Annotated in this window: 12 protein-coding genes; 8 read left to right on the top strand and 4 right to left on the bottom strand. The window is 68.0% G+C overall.

All coding sequences use genetic code 11. From position 1 onward, the window contains the following. Window positions 1-147: 147 nt before the first annotated feature. The 5 genes from ACYVKR_RS13825 to ACYVKR_RS13805 all read left to right on the top strand — a co-directional run bounded on the left by ACYVKR_RS13825 (window position 148) and on the right by ACYVKR_RS13805 (window position 4,733). Window positions 148-1,065, top strand: a complete 918-nt coding sequence (locus ACYVKR_RS13825) for a dihydrodipicolinate synthase family protein (RefSeq protein ID WP_460481495.1) — start codon at window positions 148-150, stop codon at window positions 1,063-1,065. 23 nt (window positions 1,066-1,088) lie between these two features. Continuing rightward, the gene (locus tag ACYVKR_RS13820) at window positions 1,089-1,718 is read left to right on the top strand and encodes a TRAP transporter small permease (protein WP_460481494.1); all 630 of its coding nucleotides are present in this window, start codon (window positions 1,089-1,091) and stop codon (window positions 1,716-1,718) included. Between the two features lie 8 nt (window positions 1,719-1,726). Beyond that, a complete protein-coding gene (locus ACYVKR_RS13815; protein WP_460481493.1) occupies window positions 1,727-2,992 on the top strand; it encodes a TRAP transporter large permease in 1,266 nt (421 codons plus the stop codon). Between the two features lie 15 nt (window positions 2,993-3,007). Further along, window positions 3,008-3,994: a TRAP transporter substrate-binding protein gene (locus tag ACYVKR_RS13810; protein ID WP_460481492.1), complete on the top strand. Its 987-nt coding sequence runs from the start codon at window positions 3,008-3,010 to the stop codon at window positions 3,992-3,994. A gap of 70 nt (window positions 3,995-4,064) precedes the next feature. After that, window positions 4,065-4,733, top strand: a complete 669-nt coding sequence (locus tag ACYVKR_RS13805) for a GntR family transcriptional regulator (protein ID WP_460481491.1) — start codon at window positions 4,065-4,067, stop codon at window positions 4,731-4,733. A gap of 68 nt (window positions 4,734-4,801) precedes the next feature. On the opposite strand, the gene alaS is transcribed toward ACYVKR_RS13805, so the two are convergent. Together alaS and ACYVKR_RS13795 are read right to left on the bottom strand one after the other, a co-directional pair. Next, window positions 4,802-7,435 (bottom strand): alanine--tRNA ligase, encoded by a 2,634-nt coding sequence (alaS, locus tag ACYVKR_RS13800; protein WP_460481490.1) that lies wholly within the window; start codon window positions 7,433-7,435, stop codon window positions 4,802-4,804. A gap of 350 nt (window positions 7,436-7,785) precedes the next feature. Then, window positions 7,786-8,958 (bottom strand): HPP family protein, encoded by a 1,173-nt coding sequence (locus tag ACYVKR_RS13795; protein WP_460481489.1) that lies wholly within the window; start codon window positions 8,956-8,958, stop codon window positions 7,786-7,788. 222 nt (window positions 8,959-9,180) lie between these two features. On the opposite strand from ACYVKR_RS13795, the gene asd reads away from it, so the two are divergent. Together asd and ACYVKR_RS13785 are read left to right on the top strand one after the other, a co-directional pair. Then, the gene (asd, locus tag ACYVKR_RS13790; RefSeq protein ID WP_460481488.1) at window positions 9,181-10,035 is read left to right on the top strand and encodes a phosphatidylserine decarboxylase; all 855 of its coding nucleotides are present in this window, start codon (window positions 9,181-9,183) and stop codon (window positions 10,033-10,035) included. A gap of 105 nt (window positions 10,036-10,140) precedes the next feature. Further along, window positions 10,141-10,524, top strand: a complete 384-nt coding sequence (locus ACYVKR_RS13785; RefSeq protein WP_460481487.1) for a hypothetical protein — start codon at window positions 10,141-10,143, stop codon at window positions 10,522-10,524. 36 nt (window positions 10,525-10,560) lie between these two features. On the opposite strand, the gene ACYVKR_RS13780 is transcribed toward ACYVKR_RS13785, so the two are convergent. Continuing rightward, a complete protein-coding gene (locus tag ACYVKR_RS13780) occupies window positions 10,561-11,493 on the bottom strand; it encodes a pseudouridine synthase (protein ID WP_460481486.1) in 933 nt (310 codons plus the stop codon). 136 nt (window positions 11,494-11,629) lie between these two features. On the opposite strand from ACYVKR_RS13780, the gene ACYVKR_RS13775 reads away from it, so the two are divergent. Beyond that, on the top strand, window positions 11,630-13,810 hold the full coding sequence (locus ACYVKR_RS13775) for an AsmA family protein (RefSeq protein ID WP_460481485.1): 2,181 nt from the start codon (window positions 11,630-11,632) through the stop codon (window positions 13,808-13,810). Window positions 13,811-13,909: 99 nt separating this feature from the next. Here ACYVKR_RS13775 and ACYVKR_RS13770 read toward each other — a convergent pair whose 3' ends face one another. Next, window positions 13,910-14,896, bottom strand: coding sequence for a Bug family tripartite tricarboxylate transporter substrate binding protein (locus ACYVKR_RS13770; RefSeq protein WP_460481484.1), 987 nt, complete (start codon window positions 14,894-14,896; stop codon window positions 13,910-13,912). Between the last annotated feature and the right edge of the window lie 31 nt (window positions 14,897-14,927).

Here is a 14,927-nt window from a genome sequence, read left to right as displayed (position 1 = left end):
CCCGGCCAGTACGAAAAACAGGCCGGCGCCAACCCGTGGAAACACTATAAATACACCACAGATATTTTCTTAATATATTTAACAAGCCGAGCGAACGGACGTACCTGCCCTCGGCCCGTCACCCACCTCACCCAAGGAACCATCCCCATGAGTCAACTGCCCCGCTGGCAAGGCATCTTCCCGGCCGTCACCACCAAGTTCCACCCCGACGAGCGCATCGACGCCGAAGGCACGGCCCGCCACATCGACTTCCAGATCCGCAACGGCATCCACGGCCTGGTCACCTGCGGTTCGCTGGGCGAGGCCAGCACGCTGACGCTGGAAGAGAAGCTGGAGGTCGCCCGCATCGCGCTCGACGCCGCCGGCGGCCGCATCCCGGTGCTGGCCAACGTGTCCGAAACCAGCACCCGCGAGGCGCTGCGCTACATCGACGGGGCCAACAAGCTGGGCGTGGCCGGCTTCATGGTCATGCCCTCGGTGATCTACGTGGCCGATGCGCGCGAGGCCATGGCCAATGTGCGCGCCATGGCCAACGCGGCGCGCAAGCCGGTGATGGTCTACAACAACCCGGTCGCCTACCGCGTGGACCTCAAGCCCGAGCACATGCAGGAGCTGGCCGACTGCGAATGGATCACCGCCATCAAGGAAAGCTGCGGCGACATCCGCCGCATCACCGACCTGCGCAACACCGTGGGCGACCGCTACCAGCTCTTCTGCGGCGTGGACGACCTGGCCTACGAGGCCCTGGCCCTGGGCGCCGACGGCCTGCTGGCCGGCGTGGGCTGCGCCTTCCCGCGCGAGACCGTGGCGCTGTATGAGCTGATGAAGGCCAAGCAGTTCGACGAGGCGCTCAAGCTCTACCAGTGGATGACGCCGATGCTGCACCTCGATGTGTCGAACAAGCTGGTGCAGAACCTCAAGCTGATCGACGCGCTGGTGGGCGTGGGCACCGAGCACATGCGCCTGCCGCGCATGCCGGTGATCGGCGCGGAGCGCGAGTTCATCACCGGCGTGGTCCAGCAGGCCCTCGCCACCCGCCCCGCGCAGTACCGCTCGGTCGCCTGACCCCCTCACCGCGGAATCCGGCCATGCCTACTACCACCGATAACCAAGAGACAAGCCGCCATGGCTGGGCCCGCGGGCTGCAGCGCACCTCATCCGCCATCCTGGGCCTGGAGCGCCGGGCGCTGATGCTGCTGATGGGGAGCGTGACCCTGCTGATCCTGCTGAACGTGGTCACACGCTACACCGGCATGCCCATCTACTGGGTGGACGAGGCGGCCGTGTACCTGGTGGTATGGCTGAGCTTCGTGGGCGCCTCCGCCATGACGCGGCTGCGCCTGGACTTCGCCGTCACGCTGCTCACCGACATGCTGGGCCCGCGCACCGCGAAGCACATGAAGGCCGTGGCCACGGCCGGCGTGCTGTTCTTCGGCCTGGCGATGATCGTCCTGTGCTGGATCTGGCTCGACCCGCTGGGCATCGCCAGCCACGGCTTCGACGCCAAGGCCTATGCGGAGGAAAGTTTCAACTTCCTCTACACCGAGCGCACGCAGACGCTGAACTGGCCGATCTGGGCGGTGCAGCTCGTCATCCCGCTGTTCAGCCTGAGCTTCACGGTCCACGCGCTGGCCAACCTGGTCGAGGACCTGGGGCTGGTCCCGCGCGCCGCCATCGCAGGCTTCGACCTCGGCAACGCCGAGGAAACCGTCAACTGAGCCGCACCATGATCACCAGCCTGTTCTTCCTCGCCGTGATGTTCCTCGGCGTGCCCATCGGCGTGTGCCTGTGCCTGGCCGGCATGGTCTACATCCTCGACACCAATGCCCCGGTGCTGTACGAGTCGTTCGCCACGCAGATGTTCGGCGGCGTGGACAGCTACGGCCTCATCGCCATCCCGCTGTTCATCCTGATCGGCGAGATCATGGGCAGCGGCGGCATCACCCGCCGCCTGGTCGAGATGGCCATGGCCTTCGTCGGCTCGGTGCGCGGCGGCCTGGCCTACGTCAACATCCTGGCCAATATGATGGTGTCGTCCATCATCGGCTCGGCCACGGCCCAGGTCGCCATCATGAGCAAGATCATGGTGCCCGAGATGGAGAAGCAGGGCTACGACAAGACCTTCGCCGCCGGCGTCACCGTCTATGGCGGCATGCTGGGGCCCATCATCCCGCCGTCGGTCATGTTCGTGGTCTATGCCGTGCTGGCCCAGGTGGCCGTGGGCGACATGCTCACCGCGGGCATCCTGCCCGGCATCGTGCTCACGCTGCTGTTCTTCGCGGTGATCGCCGCGATGGGCATGGTCTACAACTACCCGCGCAGCGAAAGGCGCAGCCTGCGCGAACGGGCCCGCACCGCCATCAGCGCGTCGCCCACGCTGCTCATTCCCATCGTGATCGTGGGCTCCATCCTCGGCGGCTTCGCCAATGCCACCGAGGCCGCCGCCGTGGGCGCCGTGGCCGCGGCCCTGGTGGGCCGCTACATCACGCGCGAATTCCGCTACGGCATGGTCCCGGCGATCCTGCTGCGCTCGGCCATCTACTCGGCCATCGTGCTGTTCCTGGTGGCGGCGGCCGCGGTGTTCTCGTGGCTGCTGATCTACGGCAAGGTGCCGCAGGCCGCCGCTGACTGGATACAGACCGTGGCCAAGGACCCGGTGAGCTTCCTGCTCATCACCAACGTGATCCTGCTGGTGATCGGCACCGTGATCGACGGCATTCCCGGCCTGATCATGACGGTGCCCATCCTGCTGCCCATCGCCACCGAGGTCTACCACATCGATCCGCGCCACTTCGGCGTGGTGGTGGTGGTGAACCTGGTGCTGGGGCTGATGTCGCCGCCCGTGGGCCTGTCCTTCTTCGTCGCCGCCGCCGTCACCGGCGCCAAGCCGGGAAAGATGTTCATGGTCACCCTGCCCTTCTTCCTGATCTGCTGCGTGGCGCTCGTGCTGCTGTCGCTGTTCCCCAGCCTTTCCCTGGCCCTCCTCAACTAACCCAAGGCAACCACCATGAACCTGACCCGCCGCCACTTCGTCCAGGCCAGCGCCGCGCTCGCCGCTCCCGCCTTCATCGGCCAGGCCCGCGCCCAGGTCCGGGAGTTCCGCCTGGGGCTGATCACCCCCGGCGGCCATTCGTGGAACCGCGCCGCGCTGGCCTTCGGCGAATCGCTCAAGAAGGAGACCGGCGGCCGGCTGTCGGCCACGGTGTTCCACTCGGGCCAGCTCGGCAACGAGGCCGCGATGATGCAGCAGATGCAGACCGGTGCCCTGGACATGGGCTGGATCCAGGCGGCCGAGCTGGGCTCGCGCGTCTCCAGCATCGCCGCCATCAACGCGCCCTACCTGGTGCGCTCGACCACCGACGTGGCCCGCCTGGTGCGCCACGACGCGGCGCTGAAGCTGCTGGAGGTGCTGCCCAAGGAGACCGGCACCATCGGCCTGGGCTGGGGCATCACCGGCATGCGCGTGGTGTTCTCGACCCGGGACATCGGCGGCGTGAAGGACATCAAGGGCATGAAGCTGCGCATCAACCCCACGCCGGCCTACCGCGACTTCTACCAGCAGCTCGGCGCCGCGCCCACGCCGATTCCCACGCCCCAGGTGTTCGACGCCATGGCCAACGGCCAGGTGGACGGGCTGGAAGCCGACATCGAGCTATCGTGGAACCAGCGCTACGACAAGGTGGCCAAGGCCATGCTGCAGATGAACGCGCTTTTCATGCCGTTCGCGCCACTGGTGTCGGGCCGGGTCTGGCAGAAGCTCGACGCCAAGGACAAGGACCTGGTCCGCGGCCTGGTGCGGCAGTCGCTCGACGCGCAGATCCAGGACATCGTCACCACCGAGCTCGGGCTGATCGACAAGTTCAAGGCATCGACCTTCCCCATCCGCACCGAGCCCCAGCTCGACGTGGCCGCCTTCGCGCGCGAATTCGACAAGGTCTGGCTGTCCAAGGCACCGCAGATAGCCGAGTTGCGCAAGGTTGGGGCATCATGGTGACTGCGGTGCGCCCGCGGCACGGATGATCGAGCCAGCAGGCGCCCGGCGCACCGCAGCAGAGCACTAACCCATGACCCAGCCCCACACCCTCCCCCAGCGCGCAGGCAAGATGCGCGCCGCCGATCTCGCCTACAACGCCATCGAATCCATGATCTCGACCCTGCAGCTCGAACCGGGCAGCCCGGTGGTCGAGGCCGAGCTGGCCGAGAAGATCGAACTGGGACGCACCCCCGTGCGGGAGGCGCTGCTGCGCATGGTCTCCATCGGGCTGATCGAGCAGCAGCCCCGGCGCGGGCTGCTGGTGTCCAACATCGACCTGGCGGATCACCTGGACGTGATCCAGACGCGGCGCGTGCTGGAGCAGCTGATCGCCCAGTGCTCGGCACGGCGGGCGACGGCGGCGCAGCGCCGGGACATTGTGCTGCGCGCCGAGAAGATGATCGTGGCCGCCGAGCGCGGCCAGCTCGACGCCTACATGGCGGCGGACCACGAGCTCGATCTCGTCAACCACGCCGCCTGCCAGAACGCCTCGGCCGTGACGGCCGTCACGCCGCTGATCGTGAAGTGCCGCCGCTTCTGGTACGCCTACCAGCACGAGGGCGACATCGCCGAGGGGGCCCGCGCCCACATGGCGCTGGCCCAGGCCATTGCGACCGGCGACGAGCAGGCCGCGGCCAGCGGCGCGGCCCAGCTCATGGACTACCTGGAGCAGTTCGCGCGCAAGATCATCGACCAGTAAAAAACAAGCGCCGCCATGAAAAAAGCCTCCAGGCATGCCTGGAGGCTTTTTGCCAGCTACGGCGCGGCTCAGGCGCGCTCGGCCACCCAGGCCTGCACGCCAGCCAGCGCGGCCGCCAGGCCCGCCGGGTTGGTGCCGCCGGCCATGGCCATGTCGGGCTTGCCGCCGCCCTTGCCGCCCACCTGCTGGGCGACGAAGTTCACCAGCTCGCCGGCCTTGATCTTCGCGGTCTCGGCCTTGGTCACGCCCGCGGCCAGCTGCACCTTGTCGCCGTCGACGGCGGCCAACACGATGGCGGCCGCGCCCAGCTTGTCCTTGAGCTTGTCCATGGTGTCGCGCAGGGTCTTGGCATCGGCGCCTTCAAGCTGCGCGGCCAGCACCTTGATGCCCTTGACATCGATGGCCTGGCCCAGCAGTTCGTCGCCCTGGCTCGAAGCCAGCTTGCCCTTGAGCGCGGCGACTTCCTTCTCCAGCGCCTTGATCTGCTCCAGCGCACCGCCGATGCGCTGCGTCAGCTCGGCGGCCGGGGCCTTGAGGGCGCCGGCGGCGTCCTGCACGGTGGATTCCAGCGACTGCAGGTAGGCCAGCGCGTTCTCGCCGGTCACCGCCTCGATACGGCGCACGCCGGCGGCCACGCCGGATTCGCCCACCACCTTGAACAAGCCGATGTCGCCGGTGCGGTGCACGTGGGTGCCGCCGCACAGTTCGCGGCTGCTGCCGATGTCGAGCACGCGCACGCTCTCGCCGTACTTCTCGCCAAACAGCATCATCGCGCCGGTCTTCTGGGCGCTCTCGATGTCCATCACGCGGGCATCGGTCGCGGTGTTGGCCAGGATCTCGGCATTCACGCGGCGCTCAATCTCGCGGACCTCGGCGTCGGTTACCGGTGCGTTGTGGGCAAAGTCGAAGCGCGTGCGCTCGGCGTTGACCAGCGAACCCTTCTGCTGCACGTGGCCGCCCAGCACTTCGCGCAGCGCCTTGTGCATGATGTGCGTGACCGAGTGGTTGCGCATGGTGGCGGCGCGCAGCTGCGTGTCCACCTCGGCCTGCACCGCGTCGCCGACCTTCAGGCTGCCGGATTCGAGCACGCCGTGGTGGCCGTAGACATCAGCCTTGATCTTGAGCGTATCCTGCACCGCAAACCTTGCGGAATGCGCACCGCCCGCGGTGATGGCGCCCTGGTCGCCCACCTGGCCGCCGGATTCTGCATAAAAAGGAGTGGTATCCAGAACCACCACGCCACTTTGGCCGCCATTGAGCTCGGAAACGCTCTCGCCATCAGCGTAGAGCGCTACGATTTTTGCAGACTCTGCCAGGTGCTCGTAGCCGGTGAAGGTGTTGGCCGCGCCGCTGTACTCCAGCGCGCGGTCCATCTTGAACTTGCCGGCCGCGCGGGCGGTGTTCTTCTGGTGTTCCATCGCGGTCTGGAAGCCGGCCTCGTCCACCGTCACGCCGCGCTCGCGCGCCACGTCGTTGGACAGGTCCAGCGGGAAGCCGTAGGTGTCGTGCAGCTTGAAGGCCACGTCGCCGGGCAGCACCTGGGTGCCGCCGGCCAGGGCCGCGTCCAGGATCTCCATGCCGTTGGCCAGGGTCTCGAAGAAGCGCTCTTCCTCGGCCTTGAGCACGCTGGTGATGTGGGCTTCCTGCTCCTTGAGCTTGGGATAGGCGTCGCCCATCTGCACCACCAGCTCGTGCACCAGCTTGTGGAAGAACGGGGTCTTCTGGCCCAGCTTGTAGCCGTGGCGGATGGCGCGGCGGATGATGCGGCGCTGCACGTAGCCGCGGCCCTCGTTGCTGGGGATCACGCCGTCGGCCACCAGGAACGAGGTGGCGCGGATGTGGTCGGCGATCACCTTCAGCGAGGGATTGGCCAGGTCGTCGATGTGCGTCTCGCGCGCGGCGGCCTTGATCAATGCCTGGAACACGTCGATCTCGTAGTTGCTGTGCACGTGCTGCAGGATGGCGGCCAGGCGCTCCAGGCCCATGCCGGTGTCCACACAGGGTGCGGGCAGCTTGACGACGGAGCCGTCTTCCTTCATGTCGAACTGCATGAACACGTGGTTCCAGATCTCGATGAAGCGGTCGCCGTCCTCGTCCGGGCTGCCCGGGGGGCCGCCGGCGATGTGCGCGCCGTGGTCGTAGAAGATCTCGGAGCACGGGCCGCAGGGGCCGGTGTCGGCCATCATCCAGAAGTTGTCGCTCTTGTACTTGCCGCCCTTGTTGTCGCCGATGCGGATGATGCGCTCGGGCGGCAGGCCGATCACGTCCTTCCAGATGGCATAGGCCTCATCATCCTCGTGGTAGACCGTGGCCAGCAGCTTTTCGGCCGGCAGCTTGAAGACCTGCGTGAGCAGCTCCCAGCCCCACTCGATGGATTCCTTCTTGAAGTAGTCGCCGAACGACCAGTTGCCCAGCATCTCGAAGAAAGTGTGGTGGCGGGCGGTGTAGCCCACGTTTTCCAGATCGTTGTGCTTGCCGCCGGCGCGCAGGCAGGCCTGCACCGAGGCCGCGCGCACGTAGGGGCGCTTGTCCGTGCCCAGGAACACGTCCTTGAACTGCACCATGCCCGAGTTGGTGAACATCAGCGTCGGGTCGTTGCCCGGCACCAGCGAGCTGGAAGGCACCACGGTGTGGCCCTTGGAGGTATAGAACTCCAGGAACGTCTTGCGGATGTCGGCAACGGAGAAAGTGGGTGTGGTCATAGTATCGATGGATGGCGGCCCAGGCCGGACGGACCCGTCCTGGGCGGAATCGGCAATTATAAGAAGGTGTCGGGCGGGCCAAGGGCATGTCATCCCTCCATTCCCCCACGCGAAAGTCATGCGGGCGGTGCAGTGCAAGGCGCCCCGAGCGTCGTGTAGCACCGCTACATCAGCGAGGGGCAACGCCGCAATGGGCCGCCCGCATGGCTTTCCCTGCGGGCTGGCCCCGACATGCGGCGTCTGCTTTGTCGCACGGCTTGCCAATAGCCCGGCTATTGGCTGCGCCGCGCTTCGCGCATCCATCCGCATGTCGGGGCCAGCGCGTGGGGGAATGGAGGGAATGACATGCCCTAACCCGGAGAAACCGCCTTGGCCAGCACCTTGACGAGGTCGCTCTGCGTGATCATGCCCACCAGGCGGTGCTCGGCGTCGATCACCGGCAGGTGGTGGTGGCTGCCGGTCGAGAACACGGCGATCAGTTCCACGGCCCGCGTGTCCTGCTGCGCGGTGGTCACCTCGTGCGACATCAGGTCGGCCACCGTCTTGGCCGCCACCGCCTCACGCCGCACCAGCGACTTGAGCCGCTGGGCAATGCCCGGCGCGGGGGCTTCGTTCAGCTCGTGGTTCAGGAAATCGGTGGCGGTGACGATGCCGACCACGCGCATGCCGGCGTCCACCACCGGCAGCGCCTTCACGTGCGCCTTCTGCATCAGCGCCCAGGCATCCTTGGGCAGCACGCCGGGCTCCACGGCATGCACGGGCTGGCTCATGATGTCGGCGCCGCGCAGTTCGCCCAGCGTGCGCTTGAAGGCGGCATGGCTGGCAACGTGCAGCAGGGCCTCCAGATCGGCGCGGCTCACGTCAAGCACGCCGTCGAACTGGGCCAGTGCCTCGTCCAGGTCTGCGCCCACGATCTCGGCGCTGCCCGGCTCGTGCACCGCGCCCGGCTGGCTGTGCTGCGGCGCCGGGTAGCGCTTGCCGGTGAGCGTGTTGTAGACCACCGCCAGCAGCACCAGCACCACCAGGTTGAACAGCACCGGGAACAGCAGCAGGTGCAGGTCGTGCAGGTGGTTCAGCGACATCCACATCGCCAGCGCCGCGCCCGGCGGGTGCAGGCAGCGCAGCAGCACCATGGCCAGCACCGACAGCGCCACGGCCATGGCCGGCGACAGGATAGGATCGCGGAACACCAGCACGCAGGCCCAGCCCACCAGGGCCGACACCGTGCCGCCAGCCACCACCGGCCAAGGCTGGGCCATGGGGCTGGACGGCACGCAGAACAGCAGCAGCGCACTGGCGCCCAGCGCGGCGAACATCCACGGCGCCTCGACGCCGCCACTCCACCAATGGCTCAGGAAGGCGCTGATACCCACCCCCAGCGCCACCCCCACCACCATGCGCAGCAGTTCGCGGCCATGCACGCGCGTGGGCGTGGGCAGGAAGTTGCGCAGCCACAGGCGCATGCGTTCGGTGTGCCCGCTGACATCGGCGCCGGAGGGAAAGGAGGGAGGAGTCAATCGCATGGAGGTGTGCTGCATGCCACGCCGGCCGGCCCGGCCCCATACAGAGCAGAAAAATGAAAAAAGCGTTGCAGTTTACTGCCGCGCTGCATTGCATGCTGCTCAGGGTTACTACTGTTTTTGGAGCTGCCGCGCCAGAAGATTTCACCGTTGGCGCGTGATTTCCACGCTTTTTTGGGGCTGCCTCTATAGAATGCGCCCTTTGGCCTGACCCCACCGCAATCCATGTCCGACCGCCTCGCCGTTCTCCCCCAATACCTGCTGCCCAAGAAGTGGCTGACCGCTGGCGCGGGCCACCTGGCATCGGCACGGCTGGGCTCGGCCACGACCTCGTTCATACGCTGGTTCGTGCAGCGGTACCAGGTGAACATGGACGAGGCCCGCTACCCGGACATCGCGCACTACGCCAGCTTCAACGACTTCTTCACCCGCGAGCTGAAGGCCGGCGCGCGGCCTCGCGCCGATGCGCCGCTGGTCTGCCCGGTCGACGGCGCCATCAGCCAGCTCGGAGCCATCGAGCAGGACCAGATCTTCCAGGCCAAGGGCCACCACTACAGCACCACGGCGCTGCTCGGCGGCGATGCCGCGATGGCGGCGCAGTTCGCCAACGGGCAGTTCGCCACCATCTACCTCAGTCCGCGCGACTACCACCGCATCCACATGCCGCTGCGCGGCAAGCTGCAGAAGATGGTCTACGTGCCGGGCGACCTGTTCTCGGTCAACCCACTCACCGCCCGCGGCGTGCCGGGCCTGTTCGCGCGCAACGAGCGGGTGATCTGCCTGTTCGAGACGCGCCTGGGCCCGTTCGCCATGGTGCTGGTGGGCGCCACCATCGTCGGCAGCATGGCCACGGTGTGGCACGGCCAGATCAACCCGCCGCGCTCTCGCAAGGTGCGCAGCTGGGACTACCAGACCCAGCCCATCGTGCTGGAGCAAGGCGACGAGATGGGCCGCTTCCTGCTCGGCTCCACCGTGGTGCTGCTGTTCCCCCAGGACCGCATGGCCTTCCAGCCCGACTGGTCTGCCGCCCGGCCGGTGCGCCTGGGCGAGGCCATGGGGCAGTTGCACCCCGCCGCCTGAACCGACCCAGGCAACCGTCGGCCACAGGGGGCCGAATGTGCTATTGACGGTGGTGCGGCGCAGGCGCATGTTACGTCTTGCGATGCAACACTGCGGGAGACTGCCATGAACAACCTGAGCAACTGGTTCTTTCGCCTGGCTGTCCTGTACCTCGTCCTCGGCGTGACGCTGGGCCTGTTCATGGGAATGAGCGGCGACCACAGCATGTTCCCGGTCCACGCCCACCTCAACCTGCTCGGCTGGGTCACGCTCAGCCTCTTTGGCCTGTACTACCGCGCCATCCCGGCAGCCGCCGGCACCCGGCTGGCCAGGCTGCACTTCTGGATCTACGTGCCGGCGCATTTCGTGCAGATGGTGCTGCTGTTCGCCCTCTTCAGGAACCACCCGGAGCTGGAGCCGGCGCTGGGCGTGGCCTCGATGCTGGTCGGCGTGGGCATCCTGTGCTTCGTGGTCATCGTCTGGCGGCACACCCCCATGGCGGCGGCCTGACATTCAGCCGTCCGCACAGGCCATCGATCCCGGCCATCAATCCGGCAGCGGTTCCAGCATGCGGGCGCTGTCGAAACAGCGCGCCTCGCCCGTCAGCGGGTCGGTGAAGCGCAGCTGCCGCGCCAGCAGCTGCAGCGGCCGCGAAAAATCGCCCTCGGGCGGATCGTTGACCTCGGGGTAGAAAGCATCGTTGCGCAGCGGCAGGCCCAGCGCCGCCATGTGCACCCGCAGCTGGTGGCGCTTGCCGCTCACGGGCTCCAGCGCATAGCGCGCCCAGTGGGCGTTGTGCTCCAGCAGCGCCATGTGCGTATGGCTGTTGGGCTCGCCCGCCACCTCGTGCATCAGGAAGAAGCGCTGGCTCTCCTCCATGCGGCTGCGGTGCTCGCGCGGAAAGGCGACATCGGCCCGGAAAGGCGCCACCGCCTCGTAGACCTTGTGCATGGCGCGGTCGCGGAACAGCGCCTGGTAGGCCCCTCGCGTCGCGGGCTGCTTGGACAGCAGCACCAGCCCGGCGGTGTCGCGGTCGATGCGGTGCAGCGGCGACAGCTGCGCATTGCCGGTGAGCTTTTTCAGCCGCACCAGCAGGCTGCTCTGCACGTAGCGGCCGGTGGGCACCACGGGCAGAAAGTGGGGCTTGTCGGCCACCAGCAGGTGTTCGTCCTCCCACAGCACCTGCGCGTCGAAGGGGATATGGCCCTCGTCGTCGACCGCGCGCCAGTAGTACACCCGCATGCCGGGCACGAAGCGCTGGTGCGGCGGCAGGGCCTGGCCCTGGCCATCCACCACCAGCCCCTGGGCCATGCGCAGGCGCCAATCGTCGTGGCTGACCAGCGGCAGGCGCTCGGCGAGGTAGTCCAGCAGGCCGCCGTCGCCGCGCGAGGGCAGCACCACGCAGCTGGGGCTGACCCCGTCACGCATGGGCAAAGGACTGGCCGGCGCCGGCGCCGCAACTGGCAAATAGGAAGGCATGGGCGCGATTGTAGAAAGCCCCGCGCACCAAAAAAGCCGAGATTGCCCTGCTGTCCGACACACCAGGACACGTTTGGCATTGCAAAATATGTCTTTGCGTGAAAATCGGTTCCAAAGTTTGTATAGTTTTTTCCGTATGTCCCATCCGCTTCCCCTCCCTGCCAGACCGGGCACCCTGGCCCGCCGGCTGCGCACCGCGCTGCTGGCGCTGGCCGCACTGCTCGTGGCCCTGGCAGTGCTGCTGCTCGGGTCGCTCTGGTACATCAAGCACATGGACTGGAATGCCTACAAGGCCGATATCAGCGACCAGGTGATGCAGCTGACCGGCCGGCCCCTGCGCATTGCCGGCAACCTGACCGCGGACTGGCACTGGCCCAATACCAGCGTGGCGGGCTGGCGCTCGTGGGTGCCGTCGGTCACCGTCACCGCGCTGGACGTGGTGGTCGGCAACCCGGCCCAGTGGCCGGTGGATGCCTTCAGCGACCCCGGCGACTTCCTCGAGGCGCAACGGGTGCAGGCCCATGTGCAGTTGCTGCCGCTGCTGTCGCGCACGTTGCAGGTCGACCTGCTACAGCTCGCGGGCGCCTATGGGCGGCTCCAGCAGTGGGGTGATGCGGCGGATGGCGCGCAGCCCCTCCCTGCCCCGGCAGCTTCCCCGGGCTCCGATCCCGATGCAGCGCTCCAGGCCCCGGCCCTGGTCGCCGCGGCCCGGGCCCAGGTCGCAGACTCCGGCATGGCCGCGGTGACCGAGCCGCTGCCCCCCGACAACTGGCACCTGCGCACCCGCGGGCCGGCCCCGGCCGACCGCCCCTGGCGCATGCAGGTGCGCGAGCTGCAGCTCGACGACAGCACCATCAGCTACGAGAACCTGCCCACCCAGCTATTCCTGCGCGCCCGCTTCAGCCCAGCCGAGCAGGCGCCGTACCGCCTGGCCTTCGCGCTGGTCGGGCACAAGGGCCAGGCGCAGCTGCAGGGCGAGGGCATGGTGGGCGACGTGCTGCACCTGCAGGGCAACGGGCAGTCGCTGCCCCTGCAACTGCACGCCACCTCCGGCCGCACCAAGCTGTCGCTCGAGGGCACGCTGCGCCATCCGCAGCACCTCGACGGCGTGGATTTCCAGCTCCAGCTCTCCGGCGGCAACATGCAGGACCTGTACGCGCTGACCGGGCTGGTGCTGCCCAACACGCCGGCCTTCGAGGTCAAGGGCCGGCTGCAGGGCCGCTTCACGCCGCACCAGGCGCAATGGGCGCTGCAGTCCTTCAGCGGCCAGGTGGGCAGCAGCGACCTGCAGGGCGACCTGCGCTACACCTCGGGCACCGAGCGCCCGCTGCTCGAAAGCAAGCTGCGCTCCAAGCAATTGCACCTGGCCGACCTGGGCGCCCTGATCGGCGCCGGCCCGCGCGCGGACGACGGCAAGGCAGCCGGCAAGGGCGGCAAGCCCGATTCGGTGCTGCCGCGCATGGAGCTGGCCGTGGAGCGCTGGAAGCACATGGACGCGCAGGTCAGCCTGGCCGCCGACAAGATCATCCGGCCCGAGGCCCTGCCGCTGGAAAAGCTCGACATGACCGTGAAGCTCGACAACGGCGTGATGCGCATCGACCCGCTGAACTTTGGCCTGGCCGAGGGCACGCTGGCCATGCCCGTGGTGGTGGACGGACAGCGCAAGCCGGTGCGCACCGAGGTGCACGCCAAGGTGCGGGGCCTGAAGCTGGCGGCGCTGTTTCCGACCGTGGAGCGCACCCGCAAGAGCCTGGGCGAGCTCGACGGCAGCATCCAGCTCGCGGGCAGCGGCGACTCGGTGGCGGCCATGCTGGGCAGCGCCAACGGCTCGGTCAAGCTCTACGTCTCGTCGGGCACGGTGAGCAAGCAGCTGCTCGACATGGCGGCGCTGAACCTGGGCAGCGTGGTGATCTCGCGCTTCTTCGGCGCCGACAAGGAGGTGCCCATCCGCTGCATGGCGGCCGACTTCCAGGTCAAGGGCGGCGTGGCCCATTCCACGCTGATGCGCCTGAGCGCCGCCGACGCCTACATCGACGGCAGCGGCGACATCGACCTGCGCCGTGAGCTGGTGAACCTGCAGCTCAAGCCCATGTCCACCAGCTGGAAGCTCTTCACGCTGCGCTCGCCGCTGCAGGTAAGCGGGCCGCTGGGCCACCCGCAGGTCCAGGTGCAGTCCGCCGGCGTGCTGGCCCGTGCCGGCGCGGCCCTGGCCGCCGTGGTGGCCGCGCCCGCGGCACTGGCGGTGCTGCCGCTGACCGCACCGCCGGCCGACGACCCCACCCATTGCGCGCAACTGCTGGCGGCCGTGCAGCAGTAAAGCCCGGGCGATTCATCAAAAATAATAGCTACCAGCGCTTTCTGCATGAGCGCTGGAGGCCAATTTGGCTATAAACCGGGCGCAGCTGCCCGGCCCGCCTCAGTCGATCGTGATGTGGGCTTCCTTCACCACCTTGGCCCACTTGGTCAGTTCCTCCTGCAGGAAGGCCGCCATCTGCTCGGGCGTGCCCGGCTGCGCCTCGGCGCCGGCCACGTACAGGCGCTGCTTGACCTCGGGGTCGCGCATGGCGGTGTTGAAGTCGGCGTTGATCTTCTGCACCACCTCCTTGGGCGTGCCCGCGGGCGCGAACAGCGCGGCCCACGAATAGGCCGCGTAGCCGGGCAGGCCTTGCTCGGCGATGGTCGGCACCTCGGGCAGCAGGCCCGAGCGCTTGGGGCTGGCCACGCCCAGCACGCGCAGGCGGCCGGTCTTGATGTGCTGCAGGCACGAGGGCGCATCGGCAAACATCATCGGCACCTGGCCGCCCAGCACGTCGTTCATCGCCGGCGCGCTGCCCTTGTAGGGGATGTGCAGCAGCTTCGTGCCGGCATGCATGTTGAACAGCTCGCCCGCCAGGTGGGTGCCGCCGCCGTTGCCCGACGAGGCGAAGCTCAGCCGGCTGTCGGGCTTCTTCGCCAGCGCCACCAGCTCCTGCACGTTCTTGGCCGGCACGCTGGGGTGCACGACCAGGAACACCGGGAACTGCGCCGCGAAGCTGATCGGCACGAAGTCCTTCTGGATGTCGTAGTTCAGCTTGGGGTGCAGCGAGGGATTGACCGAATGGTGGATCGCGCCGACGAACAGGCCGTAGCCGTCCGGCGCCTGCTTGGCTGCGTTCTCGGCGCCGACGATGCCGCCGCCACCCGCGCGGTTGTCGATGTAGGTGCCCTTGGGCCAGAGCTGGGCCAGCTTCTGCGTGAAGGCGCGCGCCGTCGTGTCCACCGGCCCGCCCGGCGGGAACGGCACGATGAACTTGACCTGCTTGTTCGGATAGTCGGTGGCCGCCCGGGCCGGCAGGCCGAGGCTGGCGATCAGCGATGCGGCCAGCAGATGTCGGCGGTTCAGGCAGCGGTCGGGGTGGCGCATGGGTGTCTCCAGAGTCTCGAAAAGAGCCGCC

The organism is Comamonas humi (assembly GCF_054782535.1).
Note: the sequence above shows the minus strand (reverse complement) of the source record. Positions and strands in the feature narration are given on the sequence as shown.

Excerpts from the sequence above, each read along its gene's own strand:
- alaS (WP_460481490.1), bottom strand. The coding sequence starts at position 7,435 with ATGACCACACCCACTTTCTCCGTTGCCGACATCCGCAAGACGTTCCTG.
- ACYVKR_RS13815 (WP_460481493.1), top strand. The coding sequence starts at position 1,727 with ATGATCACCAGCCTGTTCTTCCTCGCCGTGATGTTCCTCGGCGTGCCC.
- ACYVKR_RS13805 (WP_460481491.1), top strand. The coding sequence starts at position 4,065 with ATGACCCAGCCCCACACCCTCCCCCAGCGCGCAGGCAAGATGCGCGCC.
- ACYVKR_RS13770 (WP_460481484.1), bottom strand. The coding sequence starts at position 14,896 with ATGCGCCACCCCGACCGCTGCCTGAACCGCCGACATCTGCTGGCCGCA.
- ACYVKR_RS13795 (WP_460481489.1), bottom strand. The coding sequence starts at position 8,958 with ATGCGATTGACTCCTCCCTCCTTTCCCTCCGGCGCCGATGTCAGCGGG.
- asd (WP_460481488.1), top strand. The coding sequence starts at position 9,181 with ATGTCCGACCGCCTCGCCGTTCTCCCCCAATACCTGCTGCCCAAGAAG.
- ACYVKR_RS13780 (WP_460481486.1), bottom strand. The coding sequence starts at position 11,493 with ATGCCTTCCTATTTGCCAGTTGCGGCGCCGGCGCCGGCCAGTCCTTTG.
- ACYVKR_RS13820 (WP_460481494.1), top strand. The coding sequence starts at position 1,089 with ATGCCTACTACCACCGATAACCAAGAGACAAGCCGCCATGGCTGGGCC.
- ACYVKR_RS13785 (WP_460481487.1), top strand. The coding sequence starts at position 10,141 with ATGAACAACCTGAGCAACTGGTTCTTTCGCCTGGCTGTCCTGTACCTC.
- ACYVKR_RS13810 (WP_460481492.1), top strand. The coding sequence starts at position 3,008 with ATGAACCTGACCCGCCGCCACTTCGTCCAGGCCAGCGCCGCGCTCGCC.
- ACYVKR_RS13825 (WP_460481495.1), top strand. The coding sequence starts at position 148 with ATGAGTCAACTGCCCCGCTGGCAAGGCATCTTCCCGGCCGTCACCACC.
- ACYVKR_RS13775 (WP_460481485.1), top strand. The coding sequence starts at position 11,630 with ATGTCCCATCCGCTTCCCCTCCCTGCCAGACCGGGCACCCTGGCCCGC.